The sequence below is a fragment of the Chloroflexota bacterium genome (assembly GCA_020161265.1).
GTDB lineage: Bacteria > Chloroflexota > Chloroflexia > Chloroflexales > Herpetosiphonaceae > Herpetosiphon.
On the sequence record JAIUOC010000009.1, the window covers coordinates 163,834 to 180,288 of the forward strand.

The 16,455-nt window shown below is 50.3% G+C and carries 18 protein-coding genes and 1 tRNA gene; 16 read left to right on the forward strand and 3 right to left on the reverse strand.

The window, feature by feature from the left end; translation table 11 throughout:
- Positions 1 to 40: 40 nt before the first annotated feature.
- The 3 genes from LCH85_20145 (at position 41) to LCH85_20155 (ending at position 1,898) form a co-directional block, all read left to right on the forward strand.
- Entirely contained in the window at positions 41 to 1,084 is a 1,044-nt protein-coding gene (locus tag LCH85_20145) for a phosphotransferase (GenBank protein ID MCA0354310.1), read from the forward strand.
- The gene (locus tag LCH85_20150) at positions 1,074 to 1,379 is read left to right on the forward strand and encodes a hypothetical protein (GenBank protein MCA0354311.1); all 306 of its coding nucleotides are present in this window, start codon (positions 1,074 to 1,076) and stop codon (positions 1,377 to 1,379) included. Before LCH85_20145 ends, LCH85_20150 begins: the two co-directional genes overlap by 11 nt.
- 201 nt (positions 1,380 to 1,580) lie before the next feature.
- On the forward strand, positions 1,581 to 1,898 hold the full coding sequence (locus LCH85_20155; protein MCA0354312.1) for a hypothetical protein: 318 nt from the start codon (positions 1,581 to 1,583) through the stop codon (positions 1,896 to 1,898).
- Positions 1,899 to 2,077: 179 nt separating this feature from the next.
- Here the strand turns inward: LCH85_20155 and LCH85_20160 are convergent, their stop codons facing one another.
- Complete coding sequence (locus LCH85_20160) at positions 2,078 to 2,446, reverse strand: hypothetical protein (GenBank protein ID MCA0354313.1); 369 nt, start codon at positions 2,444 to 2,446, stop codon at positions 2,078 to 2,080.
- Positions 2,447 to 2,649: 203 nt separating this feature from the next.
- Between LCH85_20160 and LCH85_20165 the strand changes: the two genes are divergently transcribed.
- The 6 genes from LCH85_20165 (at position 2,650) to LCH85_20190 (ending at position 8,276) form a co-directional block, all read left to right on the forward strand.
- On the forward strand, positions 2,650 to 3,009 hold the full coding sequence (locus LCH85_20165; protein MCA0354314.1) for a hypothetical protein: 360 nt from the start codon (positions 2,650 to 2,652) through the stop codon (positions 3,007 to 3,009).
- A complete protein-coding gene (locus tag LCH85_20170) occupies positions 2,993 to 3,325 on the forward strand; it encodes a hypothetical protein (GenBank protein ID MCA0354315.1) in 333 nt (110 codons plus the stop codon). Before LCH85_20165 ends, LCH85_20170 begins: the two co-directional genes overlap by 17 nt.
- Before the next feature lie 40 nt (positions 3,326 to 3,365).
- Entirely contained in the window at positions 3,366 to 4,403 is a 1,038-nt protein-coding gene (locus LCH85_20175; protein ID MCA0354316.1) for a phosphotransferase, read from the forward strand.
- A 51-nt stretch (positions 4,404 to 4,454) separates the two neighbouring features.
- A complete protein-coding gene (locus tag LCH85_20180; protein MCA0354317.1) occupies positions 4,455 to 5,663 on the forward strand; it encodes a hypothetical protein in 1,209 nt (402 codons plus the stop codon).
- 545 nt (positions 5,664 to 6,208) lie between these two features.
- Positions 6,209 to 7,759: a ribonuclease Y gene (gene rny, locus LCH85_20185; GenBank protein ID MCA0354318.1), complete on the forward strand. Its 1,551-nt coding sequence runs from the start codon at positions 6,209 to 6,211 to the stop codon at positions 7,757 to 7,759.
- A 310-nt stretch (positions 7,760 to 8,069) separates the two neighbouring features.
- Positions 8,070 to 8,276: a stage V sporulation protein S gene (locus tag LCH85_20190; protein ID MCA0354319.1), complete on the forward strand. Its 207-nt coding sequence runs from the start codon at positions 8,070 to 8,072 to the stop codon at positions 8,274 to 8,276.
- A gap of 93 nt (positions 8,277 to 8,369) precedes the next feature.
- On the opposite strand, the gene LCH85_20195 is transcribed toward LCH85_20190, so the two are convergent.
- Positions 8,370 to 8,666, reverse strand: a complete 297-nt coding sequence (locus LCH85_20195; GenBank protein MCA0354320.1) for a hypothetical protein — start codon at positions 8,664 to 8,666, stop codon at positions 8,370 to 8,372.
- A 188-nt stretch (positions 8,667 to 8,854) separates the two neighbouring features.
- Here LCH85_20195 and LCH85_20200 point away from each other — a divergent pair, with 188 nt between their 5' ends.
- The 7 genes from LCH85_20200 (at position 8,855) to LCH85_20230 (ending at position 16,294) form a co-directional block, all read left to right on the forward strand.
- A complete protein-coding gene (locus LCH85_20200; protein MCA0354321.1) occupies positions 8,855 to 10,510 on the forward strand; it encodes a protein kinase in 1,656 nt (551 codons plus the stop codon).
- Positions 10,511 to 10,628: 118 nt separating this feature from the next.
- On the forward strand, positions 10,629 to 11,639 hold the full coding sequence (locus tag LCH85_20205; GenBank protein MCA0354322.1) for a LacI family transcriptional regulator: 1,011 nt from the start codon (positions 10,629 to 10,631) through the stop codon (positions 11,637 to 11,639).
- Positions 11,640 to 11,650: 11 nt separating this feature from the next.
- Entirely contained in the window at positions 11,651 to 12,604 is a 954-nt protein-coding gene (locus LCH85_20210) for a PfkB family carbohydrate kinase (protein MCA0354323.1), read from the forward strand.
- Between the two features lie 156 nt (positions 12,605 to 12,760).
- A complete protein-coding gene (locus LCH85_20215; protein MCA0354324.1) occupies positions 12,761 to 13,534 on the forward strand; it encodes an AAA family ATPase in 774 nt (257 codons plus the stop codon).
- Entirely contained in the window at positions 13,531 to 14,499 is a 969-nt protein-coding gene (locus LCH85_20220; protein MCA0354325.1) for a ParB/RepB/Spo0J family partition protein, read from the forward strand. The genes LCH85_20215 and LCH85_20220 overlap by 4 nt, the downstream gene beginning before the upstream one ends.
- 7 nt (positions 14,500 to 14,506) lie before the next feature.
- Complete coding sequence (locus LCH85_20225) at positions 14,507 to 15,625, forward strand: glycosyltransferase family 4 protein (GenBank protein MCA0354326.1); 1,119 nt, start codon at positions 14,507 to 14,509, stop codon at positions 15,623 to 15,625.
- 18 nt (positions 15,626 to 15,643) lie between these two features.
- The gene (locus LCH85_20230) at positions 15,644 to 16,294 is read left to right on the forward strand and encodes a CDP-alcohol phosphatidyltransferase family protein (GenBank protein MCA0354327.1); all 651 of its coding nucleotides are present in this window, start codon (positions 15,644 to 15,646) and stop codon (positions 16,292 to 16,294) included.
- A gap of 50 nt (positions 16,295 to 16,344) precedes the next feature.
- Here LCH85_20230 and LCH85_20235 read toward each other — a convergent pair.
- Positions 16,345 to 16,420: transfer RNA gene (locus tag LCH85_20235), tRNA-Arg, on the reverse strand.
- Positions 16,421 to 16,455: the final 35 nt, after the last annotated feature.

Here is a 16,455-nt window from a genome sequence, read left to right on the forward strand (position 1 = left end):
CGCCGCGAATCATGCATCATGAGTGAAGGGAAATATATTAATGGACGTGCTCGATACCGTCATTGCTAATGCAATTCAACAGTTTGATCTGATCGCTCCAGTTCAGGTGGTTGCCCAATTTCCCAGTGTCAATCATCAGTCCATCCAACTACGGGCGGCGAATGGCGATTTTGTCATCAAGGTCTACGCCACCGATCAGGATGAAGCAACACGGCGCTATGAACACATGTTGGTGCAGTGGCTCTCATGGCGGCCAGCCTCGTTTACAGTGCCTTTGCCGCTCAGGGGAAGAAGTATCGACTATTCGCACTATAACTATAATAGCGATCGTTTTTATAGCATAACTCCCTACATCGCGGGCGAAACACCCGACTTTCGGGTCGGTACGGATGACCAGTATCATCCATTGATCCAGCAATGGGCTTATTCCATGGGCACAGCCCTTGGTGAATTGCAGACGATCCTGCAAGCCCGCCCCGCCCAGCAACGTCGTCCTTTGGCCCTGTTTCAATCGTTGCTCACCTACGCCCAACCGCGTTATGATCCGCTTCAACTCTCAGCTGCGCAGGTTGGCGGTTCGTCGGATGATGAAGCTCTGTGGACATGGTGGCGGATGGAAGCAACCAGCCTCATGGCATTTGTGACGAATGAGTATCCTAGCTTACCTCAGCAACTCTGCCATAACGATTTTGCTCCGTCCAACCTGCTTATGCGTGATGGACGAGTGGCAGCGATTCTCGATTTTGAATTTGCCTGCCCAGCGGCACGAGCGCTCGATGTAGCCATGGCCTTGCGCATGATTATGCAACTCGATAGTAATCCGGCAAACCCGTGGGCGGTGGCTGCGCAGTTTTGCTGCGGCTATGCCGAATGGATCACACTGACCGCGCCGGAAATTGCTGCCATGCCGCAGTTGATTGGCCTGCGTACCGCAATTCCGGTAATTTGGGCCGTGAGCAAAACCGAGCGTCCAAGCCCAACCAGCTTAGTTCAGGCAATTCGCCGAATGCAGGTGAGCAAGGCATGGATGAGCCAGCATCACCCACAATTGATCGCACTGTTGCAGACAGCGTTTGCTGCATGAACGGAGCGCTGGTTCTCGCTACGTGCTGCTGCAGAAGAAGATTTCAATGCCTATAAGCGTCGATGATGCTCTTGCCTATCTGCTAGGACGACTCTCCGCGCACACCCCACCCGTCTTTTTTGCCGAAATACTCGAGCAGTTATCTTGGATAACCGATGACAATATGGTGAGTATGTATCGCATCATGCACGATTGGCTCAACTCCGATGATAAGGAGAAGGTGAAAATTGCTCTGTCGATTACGGAAGTCTTGTTACTACGATCAGATGAAGAATATCATGCGACCGTTACCTAGATTGTTGGCCGCTGGCCCGAACTTGAGCCAATGTGTTATAAATTTCAACAAGCGTGGGAGCGCAATAAACGATAATTATCCCCAAGTCTCGATTTAGGCCAGGTTACCCAATTGCTAGTGATAATTAAAGCTGATTGGAACAGCCAAGAACGATTTTCCATTAAATTGTGGCCACATCAACATGCAGGAGTATGGATGATTATGAGCATTGAAAAAGTTATGGAATATTTGTTTACTCGAATACCCAACTCTCTACCACCAGAGTTATTTGCTGGACTCTTGGAGCAATTAGCATGGCTTATGGATGATAATGGAAAGGATATCTATCAGGTCATAGACGGTTGGCTCAACTCCGATGATAAGGAGAAGGTGAAAATTGCCCTTGCGATTACTGATGTTTTGTTGCTTGAATCGGATGAAGCGTATCATACGACCGTCGCACGGATTGTTGAACGTTGGCCTGAACTCGAACCGATGTGCATCAAATTCCAGCAATTGTGGGAGCAAAATAAAAAATAATATTGCTAAAGCCATACTTGGTAACACAAGGTGCTCTTTTATTCAGAATTAAGTACCAGTGTAATCACCACATCATCACAAAATTGGTGATTACACTAAATCATGTATTTTTGAATCGTGCCTGAAAATTCAATCCACGTTCTTTATATAAATACTGATTAATAGGCATAGATTGTGATTTATGAAGCAAGTGGCATGATAAAAAACCAAACACCTAATACATAAACAGATAATATTATTACGCCAGCAAGTCCCCATCGATATCCACGATTGAGTAAAGATCTGCTAAACACAAAGTAGTAGCAATCAATACCAATCAATACAGAAACAATTAGAACTAGCGCAATACAGGGTATTATTGCTATTGGGTAGATGCTATGAGATAAAATATTTATAAGGGAACCCAACCCAAATGCCTGATAAATGGGAATACTAGAATATATAATTGCGCCTGTAGGTAAACCAGCGATGAAAAGCAATAAGATATTGCGCTTCAATAACTTCCAAATCGGTGTCTGATAGGTTGGAATGTGATAGGTTGGCTGCATGATTAACTCCCTTCACGCGATGAATATGCCTCACTTTAGCAATTGATCGCAATGATCGCTTGTATCCAAATGGCTATGAGTGGGTGCAAAAGAGTGACAAGCCAAGAGAATGAGAGTCGAAGCGTACCAAAGCATAAAAAGTGAGTGAACCAATTCCTGTTGGAGCTAGTATAGCAATTTGAATCTAGTCAGCAGGAGAACGTATGACTACTACGCTTGATGAGGTTTTAGAATACCTATTAAGTCGCCTATCCCCCTATACGCCGCCAAGCCTTTTTTCAGAAAAATTACAATGCCTTAGTTGGATTATGGATGATGATGGCTCGGATATCTATCGGGTTATGCGTGAATGGCTTAACGCCGATGAGATCGAAAAAGTCAAAGTTGCACTCTCGATCGAGGAAGTGCTTTTACTTACCTCTGATGAGGCCTATCAAACAACCGTCACGAGGATTGTTGGCCGCTGGCCGGAACTTGAGCCAATGTGTTATGAATTTCAACAAATATGGGAGGGTCATAAAAACTACTATAAGGAAGTGTCAAAAAATGAATATTACGATTGATCTGGCCATTGAATACCTCTTTATTAGGCTGACGAAAAAAGTCTCCCCAGAATATTTTGCCGCAGAAGTAGAAGCGTTAATCTGGCTAATGGATGCTCAGGGAGGAGCAGATATTTATCGGGTTATGCGTGAATGGCTCTACTCCGATGAGATCGAAAAAGTCAAAGCAGCACTTGCAATCTGCCAAGCTGCGCTGATTGACTCCGATGAAGCATGTCACGCGGCTGTTGCGCAGATTGTCGGTCGCTGGCCGGAACTTAAGCCAAACTGCATTGAATTTTTACAACTTCGCAATTTGCCGAACACGCCGGACTAAGCAAGCAGGCAGCAATGCTGTATTTGGAGCGCAAACAATCATGCACGATATTAATCCATTCGTTACTGCGGCAATTCGGGCATTTGATTTAATCGAGCCTGTTGAGGTGATTGCCCAGCTTGCAAGTACCAATAACCTTAATCTACATCTTCGCGCAGCCAATGGCGATTTTGTGTTGGAATGCTATCCATATGAGCGTCAAAATTCGCTTTTCTATGAGCATCAGTTGATCATGTGGCTTGCCCGCCATCCTAGCTCCTTTGGCGTACCCGTACCAATGATCATGAGTCGTAGTATCTCATACCTAGGATCGACAGTGCAGGGATTATTCATATTGACCCCGTTTATTGCTGGCGAAACCCCAGAATTTCGGCTGCTAAACAACGGCCAGCAGCACCCATCCATCCAGCACTGGGCCTATGCCATGGGCACAGCACTTGGCGAATTGCAGACGCTGCTTCAAGCATGCCCCATGCGTGAGCGTCATCCCCATGCGCTGTTCCAGTCATTTCTCAACTATGCCCAACCACGCTATGATCCGCTTCAACTCTCAGTCGCTCAGGTTGGCGGTTCGTCGGATGATGAAGCTCTGTGGACATGGTGGCGGATGGAAGCAACCAGCCTCATGGCATTTGTGACGAATGAGTATCCTAGCTTACCTCAGCAACTCTGCCATAACGATTTTGCTCCGTCCAACCTGCTTATGCGTGATGGACGAGTGGCAGCGATTCTCGATTTTGAATTTGCCTGCCCAGCGGCACGAGCGCTCGATGTAGCCATGGCCTTGCGCATGATTATGCAACTCGATAGTAATCCGGCAAACCCGTGGGCGGTGGCTGCGCAGTTTTGCTGCGGCTATGCCGAATGGATCACACTGACCGCGCCGGAAATTGCTGCCATGCCGCAGTTGATTGGCCTGCGTACCGCAATTCCGGTAATTTGGGCCGTGAGCAAAACCGAGCGTCCAAGCCCAACCAGCTTAGTTCAGGCAATTCGCCGAATGCAGGTGAGCAAGGCATGGATGAGCCAGCATCACCCACAATTGATCGCACTGTTGCAGACAGCGTTTGCTGCATGAACGATTGTCCATTAAATCGTGACCACATCTCACAGACACGAGGGAGAGACCATGAACAATTTAGCCTTTGACCTCATCCATATTGAGCCTCGTTCTTCACAATATTGGCACGTTGGTGGACGAGCACTCACTGATATTTGTATCGGGGATATTCTCGAAATTCGCCTTCCCGACAAAACTTCCATGGCAAACAAAGGCTCTTTTGTGGTGATCGCGATTAGCGCGTATAACGTGAGCATGCCCAAACTCAGTTCTGGGGTGTCAGGAATGTTAACCCTTCAAGATAACTATGGTGATCTCCTCACCAAGGGGGCGAAGCTCGTGCGTGCCACCACAGAATCATCTCCGGATGATGAACAGTATAGGAGAATCATAAAAGCCATGGTGAGGATTCGGGTTGAAGGCGACTTACGAGCGGAAGTTCTTGCGTTCAAGCAATCGCTGGAGGCCCACGCCGAGAGTATCCAGTTTCAGCCGATCACGGCGGTTGGAGAGCGGTTCGTGGCCTACGGTGCGGTGTTACGTCGTGCCACGCCATCGAACATTGAGCACTTTATCGCTATCCTGCGGCGCTTTAATGAGAAGGTTGATACGCTGTTGGGCTTATCCTTTGTCCAGCACATCAGGCGCGAGAACGAAGCCAAACGATGGGAAGGGCGCACCTACCACCGTCGGAAGCGATCTAAATGGAAATTGTCCTTTATCCAGTCGCTAGTAAAACGTCGGAACGAAGCCAAAATACGAGCTGCATGTGCAGCCAACGACCAGTATCTGTCCAATGCGATAGCTCTAGGACCCAGATCCGAAGCAACCGCTGCGTTTGTGCTGACCATGCGGTGCTTCCTCGACGATACTGAAGAATGTTCGCTGGAAAACCTTGCGCACTACTATCAGGATGCAACGATTGGCACCGAGCATGCCTACCTCTATCTTGCGAATCGAGACTTATTCGCTATTGCATTGAATGGAGTTACGGAGCTGATTGATCGGGAGCAAGTCGTCGATCACGATGGAAACGTGATCGGCAGGATCGAAACGCCGCTCACCCAGCGGCAGGTGTTTGATCTGTGGGTCTATGGGGGACTCTCACACGCCAACCGAACCAAAAAACAGCAGTTTGATGCGCTCTTTGGCGACCCCGTGACGCGGGCTATGCTCAGGCAGAGCTTTGTTGATTGGCTGGATGCGTATTGCGGTCTTTTGGACACACAGAGGAACATCAGCAGATCGATGATCCTGGAGTTGGAAAAGCATGGTTGATGTATGGTATTGTTCATACTTGATCCACGAGCTGGACTCGAATAGCCAATCCAAACGGAGCTTTGATTAAAACTTTGTAACAATCACCCTAAAAACTCCCAAAACTCCCAACAAATGTGCCGTTTACCAGCGAGCAATCTAGGCTTTGAATGATTCATTCATGGCCTGAATTGGTGTTTTAGCACGGATTTCAACTGATAAATGTTGATAATTGTTAGGAAATATTTTAAATAAAAAGCTATGTTCAATTAAGCATAATGATCATAAGGCTCCTCGCAATTGCAGCAAGTTTAGAGAAAAATGCGCCTAAATGGAGAGAATCTAGAGAAACTTGGAGAAAATATCCCCCGTAAATCATCCCACATAAAGGGGATATAAAACCGCTCATGGTGTAGGATCAGAGGGATAACACCAAGGGAGGAATCTGTATCACGTATCAGCTTGACACTACCTAGCAAAACGTCTATGATACGGCAGGAAACGGAATTCTTAGCAAACCCTTAACACAGCTTATCATCGTGCCATTTCGTCGGTGAACCTTAACAATTGAGCCAGGAGGAAACCCTGTGGACTTTATCCTTCCAGCTCTGGCTTTACTCATTGGCCTAGCTGCAGGCGCAGGCGGTGCCTATGTTTGGTTAACGAAAAAATCTGGTGTAGCACTGGCCCAAGCTGAAGCAGCAGCACAACTACAATTAGAACAAGCCAAGACTGAGTACAAACAATTGCAATTAAAAGCCCGCGAAGAACAACAACAACTGCGGGAAGTTGGTGAAAACGAACTCCGCGAAGCCCGCTTACGCTTGCAAAAACAAGAAGAACGGGTCAATCGCAAAGAAGAAACTCTCGAACGTAAGCTCGACCAAACCGAAAAGCGCGATCGCCAGTTAGGCCAGCGCGAGCGAGCGGTCGAAAACTTACACAGCGAAGCCGAACGCCTACGCACAGCCCAACAAGCTGAGCTAGAGCGGGTCGCAGGTCTCACTAACGAACAAGCACGTGAAATTATTCTCTCTCGTGTTGAACAAGAAACCCGTGCCGAGGCTGCTCGCCGCATCCACGAAATCGAAGCGGCAGCAAAGCTCGATGGCGATCGGATTGCACGCAAAATCGTTGGGTTGGCGATCCAACGCTGTGCATCAGATTATGTCGCCGAAATTACTGTAAGCACGGTACAACTGCCCAGCGAGGAACTCAAGGGTCGGATTATCGGGCGCGAAGGGCGCAATATTCGCGCATTCGAGCAAATTACTGGTGTCGATATTATTGTCGATGATACGCCCGAAGCGGTTACACTCTCGTGCCACGACCCAGTACGTCGTGAAGTAGCCCGCTTAACCCTGAACCGATTGTTGAAAGATGGTCGGATTCACCCCGCCCGGATTGAGGAAGTCGCTGATAAAACCCGCCAAGACCTTGAGCAAATAATCCGCGAAGAAGGCGAACGCGTGGCCTACGAAGCCAACGTCCAAGGCCTTCATCCAGATCTCTTGAAGATTCTGGGGCGGTTGAAATATCGTACTAGCTACGGCCAAAATGTCTTGCAGCATTCGTTAGAATGTGCCTTTTTGGCAGGAGCGATGGCAGCAGAATTGGGTGCCAATGTGCAGGTTGCCAAGACCGCAGCGCTGCTCCATGATATTGGGAAAGCCATTGACCACGATGTACAAGGGCCGCACGCGTTAATCGGGGCTGATATTGCCCGACGGCTTGGCCGCAACGCGGCGGTAGTTCATGCAATTGCTGCCCATCATAACGATGAGGAACCTCAAACTGTTGAGGCTTTTCTTGTTCAAGCCGCCGATGCCATCTCTGGTGGTCGCCCAGGCGCTCGCCGCGAGACCATCGACTTGTATATTAAGCGGCTCGAAGCTCTTGAACATGTCGCCACATCGTTTCCTGGTGTTCAACGGGCATTCGCAATTCAAGCCGGTCGGGAAGTACGGGTTATGGTGCAACCCGATGCGCTTGATGATCTTGAAAGTATCCATTTGGCCCGCGAAGTGGCCAAAAAGATCGAGAGTACCCTGCAATATCCAGGTCAAATCAAAGTTACCGTCATCCGCGAAACCCGTGCGGTTGATTATGCACGGTAAGCATAGGGCGAGGCTCTGTGTGTGAGGGAGAGGGCCAAGATGGTTTTTGTACCATCGTGGGCATGCGGCTTGGCAAGTCCGTGTTCATCGCCCTCCCCCCTCAAACCGAGAAGGCGCGATGCGTGCATGACAGCAATCTCTACCGTTCCTTTTCAAGGAGGCAGCAATGGCGTATCAACTTGATCGCTTTAGCAACGACGACCAACGGACCACTTCAGCCGATGCTCCCAGCAATGCTGGCGCAGTACACAAAGATGCCGAAGTATTAAAGGTCTCTACCCGTTCACGCCCATCGGCTGTTGCCGGGGCCATTGCCGGAGTTATTCGCGAGGCGGGCCATGCCGAAGTTCAATCGATCGGCGCTGGTGCAACCAATCAGGCGATTAAAGCGGTAGCAATCGCCCGCTCGTATCTGCAAGAAGAAGGAATCGATATTGTGTGTGTGCCTTCGTTTATTGATGTTGCCATCGATGAAGAGGAACGCACCGCGATTCGCTTATTAATTAAAAAAGGCTAAAGCAGGTTGAGGCGGTTGCAGCCTAGGCAATTGCTGTTGGCACTATCAAGCAAGGCGATTTAGCATCAGCTAGATCGCCTTGCTTGGTTTAGCTTACATCTGAAACCCACCAGGGTTCTGGATTTTGTTGGTGAACCAGTAGCGAAAATCAGCAACATGGCGGCTAAGCTTGGCGCTCAATTCTTGCCATTCGTTGCTCTGCATAAACGAGCGGAGTTCGATTTCTTCATCCGAGGTTATCCCGAGGATCATTTCGGGAGCCTCAGGCGTACCACCCAACGAAAGCCAGGCATCGCTGATCGCGCCATGCTTCATCAGAGCAGGAACAAACTCACTCGTGACATACTCAAGATGAGCTTGCTCGCGGCCTTCTGCTATATTCCAACTCATCAGTAGTTTTATCATAGTTCTATTGTAGCAGAATTCACACCCAGCGACAGCATTTGGACTAGCTGCAAGCAGCCATTTGGCGCGGGGTCGTGGGTTGTAAAATAGGCCTGATTATCCATTGCATTGACCCGCATGGTTGGTGTAGGCTAGGGCTATTGGTTCTCTTGGCTTAGCGATAGGGTGGCACTATGACGATCAACTGTTATGCATGTCAAACCGTTGTGACAGCAACGGATGTTCGTTGTTCGCAATGTCATCAGCCCTTGCTGCTGCGCAATCGCTACCGCGTCAAAGGCTTGCTCGGCCAAGGTGGGTTTGGGGTGGTCTATGAGGCCTTTGATATCGATTTAGCCCGTCATTATGCGATTAAATTGATTACTGCCAACTCGCCAGCCATGCGCGAACAGGTCAACGTTGAGGCGCAAATTCTGGCTCAGCATGCCCGCCAACTGCCATTTATTCCCGAAATTTACGATATTTGGAGCGATGGCAATGTAATTGCGTTGGTGATGGAGTTCATTAGCGGCACAACAGTTGGCGCATTAATCGAAGCCCACGAACGCATTGCCCCTAATATTGTCGAGCATTTTCTAACCATTATGCTAGGCCAACTAGCCCAATTGCATGCGCTCAATATTATTCATCGCGATATCAAGCCCGAGAATATCAAGCGTACCGCCGATGAGCGTTTGGTGTTGCTCGATTTTGGCATCGCCAAGCGCAGCCAAAGCACGGAAACTGCCGCCAAAGCCTTTTCGCTATTTTATGCCTCACCTGAGCAAACTCGTGGTCGAGCAACCGATGCCCGCTCCGATTTATATAGCCTTGGCGCAACTGCCTACCACATGCTGACTGGCCATGCACCAGTGCCAGCTGAATCGCGGATTTCAGGCCATGTACGGTTGCGCCGCCCCAATGAATTGGCCGATAATGTGCCAGCAGGCTTGGATGCGCTCATCTTACAATTGTTGGAGCCAGATCCAAATAAACGGCCCGATTCGGCTAAAGTTGCCTTGCAATTGCTCAAACAACCAAGCAAAGCCACGGCCAGCACCAACGAAAACAATACTGTGCGTGGGCCGCGGGTGGTTTCGAGTGCAGGCCAAGCCACCATTGCGCTCAATGGGGCCAAGCTGCCGGAAGTAGCTCAAGTCAAAATCAAGCCCCGTTGGTATGCGATGGGGATTGTTAGTTTGTTAATTATTGCTGGCCTGATTGGTTGGCAAGTGCTGATGACGATGCAATCGGCTGGCGCAGTCGAAGCAACGCCGACATCACCAATGATTGGCATTATTAATTTACCATCAAGCACGCCCACCGCTACGAGCGTTCCTGCCACCAGTGAGCCAACTGCTGAACCAACCCCCGAATTACCAACCGCCGTGATTCAGCCAAGCCCTGAGCCAACGCAAGTGCCACCAACCGCTGAACCAACGCCTGAGCCAACCCCGCTTGCTCCCGAAATTAGCCAACTGGCTGATTTGATCAACCAGTTTCGCAGCCAAAATGGAGTTGCCCCACTGACCTTGCAACCGCAAGTGCTGGCCGTGGCGCAAGCCCACAGCAGCGATATGTCCACCAACAACTATTTCAGCAATTCCAATCAAGCAGGCCAAACCATTGGCGATTTGCTACGCCAAGCCAACTATATCGCCAGCTTTTGGAATGTACATATTAGTGCGGGTCATAGCACACCGCTGGCTGCCTTCAACGCATTGATCAATGATCCGGCCTTACAAGCCGAGTTGCTCAACCCCAATATTAGTGAGTTTGGCATCGGCCATGCCCAAAATGCCCAAGCCACCTACGGCCACTATTGGACAATTGTCTATAGCCAACCCTAAGCTATCGCCCTTTTGCATGGCCTATGGTATGATTTTTCGCACACGCTTGACAAGCTGGCTATACTCAGGATAAGATGCTCTGGAAGCGTTTCCATGGCTCATTGGAGAGTACAAACCCATGGCATATACGATTAAAGATGTGGCGAAACGGGCGGGAGTTGGCATTGCAACCGTTTCGCGGGTACTCAACGAATCGCCCAACGTGCTACCAGAAACCCGTGCCAGAGTTTTGGCAGTAATCGACGAGCTTGGTTATCGGCCAAATCATGCTGCTCGCCAATTGGTAACCGCCAAAACCAATGCGATTGCGATTATTCTGCCCTTCCTTACGCGGCCATTTTTTATTGAAGTGCTGCGGGGCATCGAAGCGGTTGTGGCTAATTCTGAATATCAGCTGATTATTTTTAATGTTGATTCGCCGGAACAACGCACGCGCTATTTTAATACGCTGCCATTTTTGGGGCGTACCGATGGGCTATTAATCGTTTCGTTGCCTTTGGCTCAGCCTGAAATCAAACGCTTGCAAGCGGCTAATTTGCCAGCAGTTATGATCGACACTCAAGTTGCCAATTTACCCTCAGTGGTCGTCGATAATGTGGGTGGGGCATTCAAAGCCGTCGAACATCTAATCAGCCAAGGCCATCAGCGGATTGGCTTTGTTTCGGGTCAGTTGGAACCAGATTTGGGTTTTACCGTCAACCGTGATCGGCGGCGAGGTTACGAAGCTGCTCTCACTGCGCATCATCTTCCCTTGCAGCCTGAATATCTGCGACCAGGCTTTGATCGGCGCGATTGGGGCCATCAGGCGGCGCTTGAATTGCTGGCCTTGCCCGAGCCACCGAGCGCTATTTTTGCTGCCAACGACGATTTAGCCTTTGGCGTGATTGATGCTTTGCGCGAACGCGGCCTGAAGGCGGGCGAAGACATGGCCGTGGTTGGCTATGATGATCTCGAAATGGCGCAGTTGGTGGGTTTAACCACAATTCATCAGCCAATGGAGCAAATGGGCCGTAAAGGAGCCGAAGTTTTGTTGGCAGCGCTCAATGAAGGCACACGCCGCCCAACCCTCTATACCTTGCCCGTCAATCTGATCGAACGCGCCAGCAGCAGCAAACTCAGCCAAGCATAACGGGAGTTGCCATGACACAGGCTTTATGTCTCGGTGAATTATTGGTGGATTTTGTGCCAACCGAAGCTGGTTTAGGGGTTGCCAATACACCGCTCTGGCAACGCGCCGCTGGTGGTGCGCCTGCCAACGTTGCAGTTGGCTTAGCACGTTTGGGGATTGCCAGTGGCTTTTTGGGCATGGTCGGAGCCGATCCTTTTGGCGATTTTTTGGCTGACACACTGGCTCAGCACGATGTCAATATCCAAGGCCTGCGTCGCACTGAGCAGGCTCGCACAGCCTTAGCATTTGTGGCGCTGCAAGCTGATGGCGAACGCGATTTTATGTTTTATCGCCATCCCAGCGCTGATATGCTGTTTGCACCAAGCGATCTTGACCCACGTCAATTTGCTAATATTGAGCTTTTGCATTTCGGCTCAATCAGCGCCAGCAACGATTTGGGCTACCAAACCACCTTACGTGCAATTGAGCTAGCGCATGCCAATGGCGCGGTGCTCTCGTTTGATCCCAATTTGCGGGCAGCGCTTTGGCCCTCATTGGAAGCAGCACGGCGGGTGATGCTCAAGCTCTTGCCATTAGCCCAAATTGTTAAACTCAGCCGTGAAGAAGCCGAATTTCTGACTGCACTAGCCGATCCGTTGGCCGCTGCTCAAAGTTTATGGCATGAACGCAGCCAAGTGATTGTGGTAACCGATGGCGGCGCAGGCTGTTGGTATCAAACTGCCGCTGGATCGGGCCATGTGGCCGCGCCCAAAGTGCAGGCAATCGATGCAACCGGTGCTGGCGATAGCTTTGTCGCCTGCTTATTAGCCCAATTAATTCAGCAACCCAACTTACCCGCTGATCAAACTGGATTTGAGCGGGCCTTACAACGGGCCTGTATTGCCGGAGCCTTAGCGACTCTTGTGCGTGGAGCAATTCCAGGTTTGCCCACCGCCCAGCAAATTGAGCAATTTCGCCAACTATAGGCTGTGCTAAGCCAAATCGTAGCGCCAGCAACACCCAATTGGTTGCTGGTTTGGAATTAACCCCAATTTCCCCCAAAATACTCTAGTGATAGACAAGACCAAACAGCGATGGTATGGTACAATTCGGCGCGAGATAGTATGTTGTGAAATAAGTGTATGGCACCACGAATTATTGCAGTAGCAAATCAAAAAGGCGGCGTTGGCAAAACCACCTCGACCGTGAATATCGCTGCGGAGCTTGTTGCCCGCGGCCAACGGGTGTTGGTGATTGATCTTGATCCGCAGGGTAATGCCACCACCAGTTTGGGCATTAACAAAAAAGCGCTCAAAGCTACGGTGTATGATGTGCTTCTAGGCAATGCACCAACCGAAATTGTGTTAACCGCAACTGGCCGTGAGCAATTGCAACTGCTGCCAGCAACTGTTGAGCTGGCTGGAGCCGAAGTTGAGTTAGTTGATGAGCATCGGCGCGAGCATCGCCTGCGTGATGCCCTGGCTCCAATCGCCAGCACCTTCGATACAATTATGATCGATTGCCCACCATCGTTGGGCTTGCTAACCCTGAATGCCTTATGTGCCGCTCATGGGGTTATTATCCCATTGCAATGCGAATATTTGGCCTTGGAAGGCTTGGCGCAACTCAAAAATACGATCGATCTGGTGCGCACATCGCTTAACCCCGCTTTGAGTATTTTAGGGGTGGTGATGACGATGTACGATGGTCGCACCAATTTAGCGCAGCAGGTCGTCTCCGAGGTGCGCCAATATTTTCCACAACGAATTTTCAATACCTTAGTTCCCCGCTCGATTCGCCTGAGTGAAGCCCCCAGCCATGGCCAAACGATTCGCGAGTATGACCCAGCCAGCAAGGGCGCAATGGCCTATGCCATGCTGGTCGATGAACTAAGTCGCAGGCTGGAGGCGGCATGAACCCCAAAAAACGTGGTTTGGGCCAAGGCTTAGGAGCGCTGATTCGCCCTGATCCAACAACGTCAACGCCGATGGTTGGCGCGTTGCATAGCGTGCCAATCGAATCAATCGAGGCGAATCCGCATCAGCCGCGCCAAATTTTCACTGCCGAAGCGCTCGAAGAATTGAGCGCTTCGATTGCGACCCATGGAATTTTGCAGCCCTTGGTGGTGACTCGTACCGCGACTGGCTATGAGTTGATCGCTGGCGAACGCCGCTGGCGAGCAGCTCAACAAGCTGGTCTAAGCGAAGTTCCGGTAATTATCAAAGAGGTCACGCCCCAAGAGCGGCTTGAATTGGCCTTGGTTGAAAATATCCAGCGAGCCGATTTGAATCCATTGGAAGAAGCTCAAGCCTATCAATTATTGCACGATGAGTTTGGCTTGAGCCATCAAGGTATTGCCGAGCGGGTGGGCAAAAGTCGCCCTGCGATCACCAATGCGCTGCGTTTGCTCAAACTGCCATCGCCTTTGCAACAAGCAGTGATGGAGCAGCAACTCACGGCGGGGCATCTCAAGCAGTTAATTACGATCGAGGATGAGCGCACCCAAATTTTGGCGATGGAGCAGATTTTGGAGTTTCGGCTTTCGGTGCGCGAGGCCGAAAAAATGGCCCAGTTGATTAAGCACGAAAGCCAAACCCCCGCTCAAGCCAGAATCGCCATTCAGCAACGCGGCGCGGCTCCCCGTGCATCACGGCGCAACGGTGTACCAACGCCAGCCGCCCCAACCCGCAACAATATGCCAGCCGAGCCAGTCGTACCCAACGTTGACGATACGGCAGCGGTCGATCAACTGACCCGTCAACTTGGCACCAAAGTGGAAGTTAAACGCCAAGGCAATGGCGGCTATGTCCGCATCGATTTCTACTCCGATGAGCAACTGATTGCCTTGATTGAGTCATTGCTCAATGGAGAAACCTTGTGAGGAGCCTATGGCCAGCGATTCATTGCATATTGCCCTCGTATGGCCATACGATGCGGCCTACGCTGGCGGGGTAACTGAGCATGTCAATCAACTAACCCACTATTTTCGGGCCTGGGGCCATCGCGTGACCTTAATTGCGCCCTATTCCAAGGGCACGCCGCCTGATCCCGATTTTATTCCACTTGGTCATGTTACACCGGTTGCGGTCAATGGTTCGGTTGCGCGGGTAAGCCTTTCGTTAACCCTTGGGCCTAAAATTCGTCAAATTTTTCAAAAGCATCATTTTGATATTGCGCATATTCACGAGCCATTTTCGCCAACCCTGCCAACGACTTTTCTGAGCCGTTCTAGCGTGCCAAATGTTGGAACCTTCCACGCGGCAGGCACGCGCTCGATTGGCTATACCTCAATTCTAGCCTTGCTGCGGCGCTTGGAACCAAAATTGCATGGACGAATTGCGGTTTCGGCAGCAGCTCAAGAATTTGCCCATCGCTATTTTCCCGCAGACTATACAATTATCCCGAATGGGGTTGATGTAGCGACCTACAGCACCCAGCAACCAAGTTTTGGCCTGAACCAAGCCAGCCCAAGTGTCTTGTTTGTGGGCCGCTTCAACGAAGAACGTAAAGGCTTTCGCTATTTGCTTGAAGCGATGAGCTATGTGCAACGAACTCGCCCTGATACACGTTTAATTGTTGCAGGCAGTGGCGACCCAACTCCATTTCTGGCAGCCATTCGCCAATGGCAAATTCGCCATGTGGAATGGTTGGGCTATGTGAGCAAGGCCCAGTTAGCTGCACTTTACCAACAAACCACCCTCTTTTGCGCACCCTCAACTGGTGGCGAGAGCTTTGGCATCGTCTTGCTTGAGGCCATGGCCGCTGGGGCAGCAGTGGTAGCTGCTGATAACCCTGGCTATCGCGATGTGTTGGATCATCGGGTGCAAGGGTTGCTGGTGCCAGCCCGCAATGCCCAAGCTTTGGCGGTTGCGATCTTGCAACTGATCGAAGATCAAGTATTACGGGCTGCAATGGCAGAAGCGGGTACAATTAAGGCGCAACTCTATGCCTGGGATCGAGTTGCTCAACGTGTGTTTGCCTTCTACCGTGGCATTCTCTCTGGTTAGGATGTTCAAGGAGGCTCTATGTATAGCACCGGCATCAAACGCTGGGCACGTCGCTTAATGGAACACTTTGTCGCTCCAGTGCTTAGTCGGCTCGGAATTACGCCCAATATGGTCACGCTGATTGGCGTTTTGTTGACTGCTGGAGTTGCGGCTGTGCTGGCAAATGGCAGTTTACAGGTCGGCGGCATTTTGTTGATTCTGTCCAGTATTTTTGATCTGTTTGATGGGGCGCTGGCGCGTGCCACCAATCAGAGTAGCCGCTTTGGGGCGTTCTTCGATTCAATTATGGACCGCTATAGTGAGGCGGTCGTATTCTTTGGCCTGTTGATCTTTATTCATACTAAGATGGTTGGACCAACCACGCTAGCGTTGACCTTGGTCTATTGTTCGATTATTGGCTCGATTATGGTCAGCTATGCGCGGGCACGCGCTGAAGGTTTGAGTATTCCTTGTGAAACTGGCTGGCTTGGTCGGCCAGAACGGATCACAATTTTGTGCACCTGCTTGATTCTGAATTGGTTGATGGCTGGGCTATGGATTTTGGCGATTTTCACCAATATCACCGCCATTCAACGGATCTATCACGTTTGGCGGACTGAACAAATTGCCAACCCGCAACCTAAACCGGTTAAATCCAGCCGTTGGAATATCAGCCGTAAGCAGCCCTAAATTCCTAAAAAAACAAAAACCGTGATGAGCAATGCTCGTCACGGTTTTTTTGGCGACTCCGGCGCGACTCGAACGCGCGACCTTTTGCTCCGGAGGCAAACGCTCTATCCACTGAGCTACGGAGTCGAATCTACCGCTGTGTAGAATACGGCTTAGCTGGC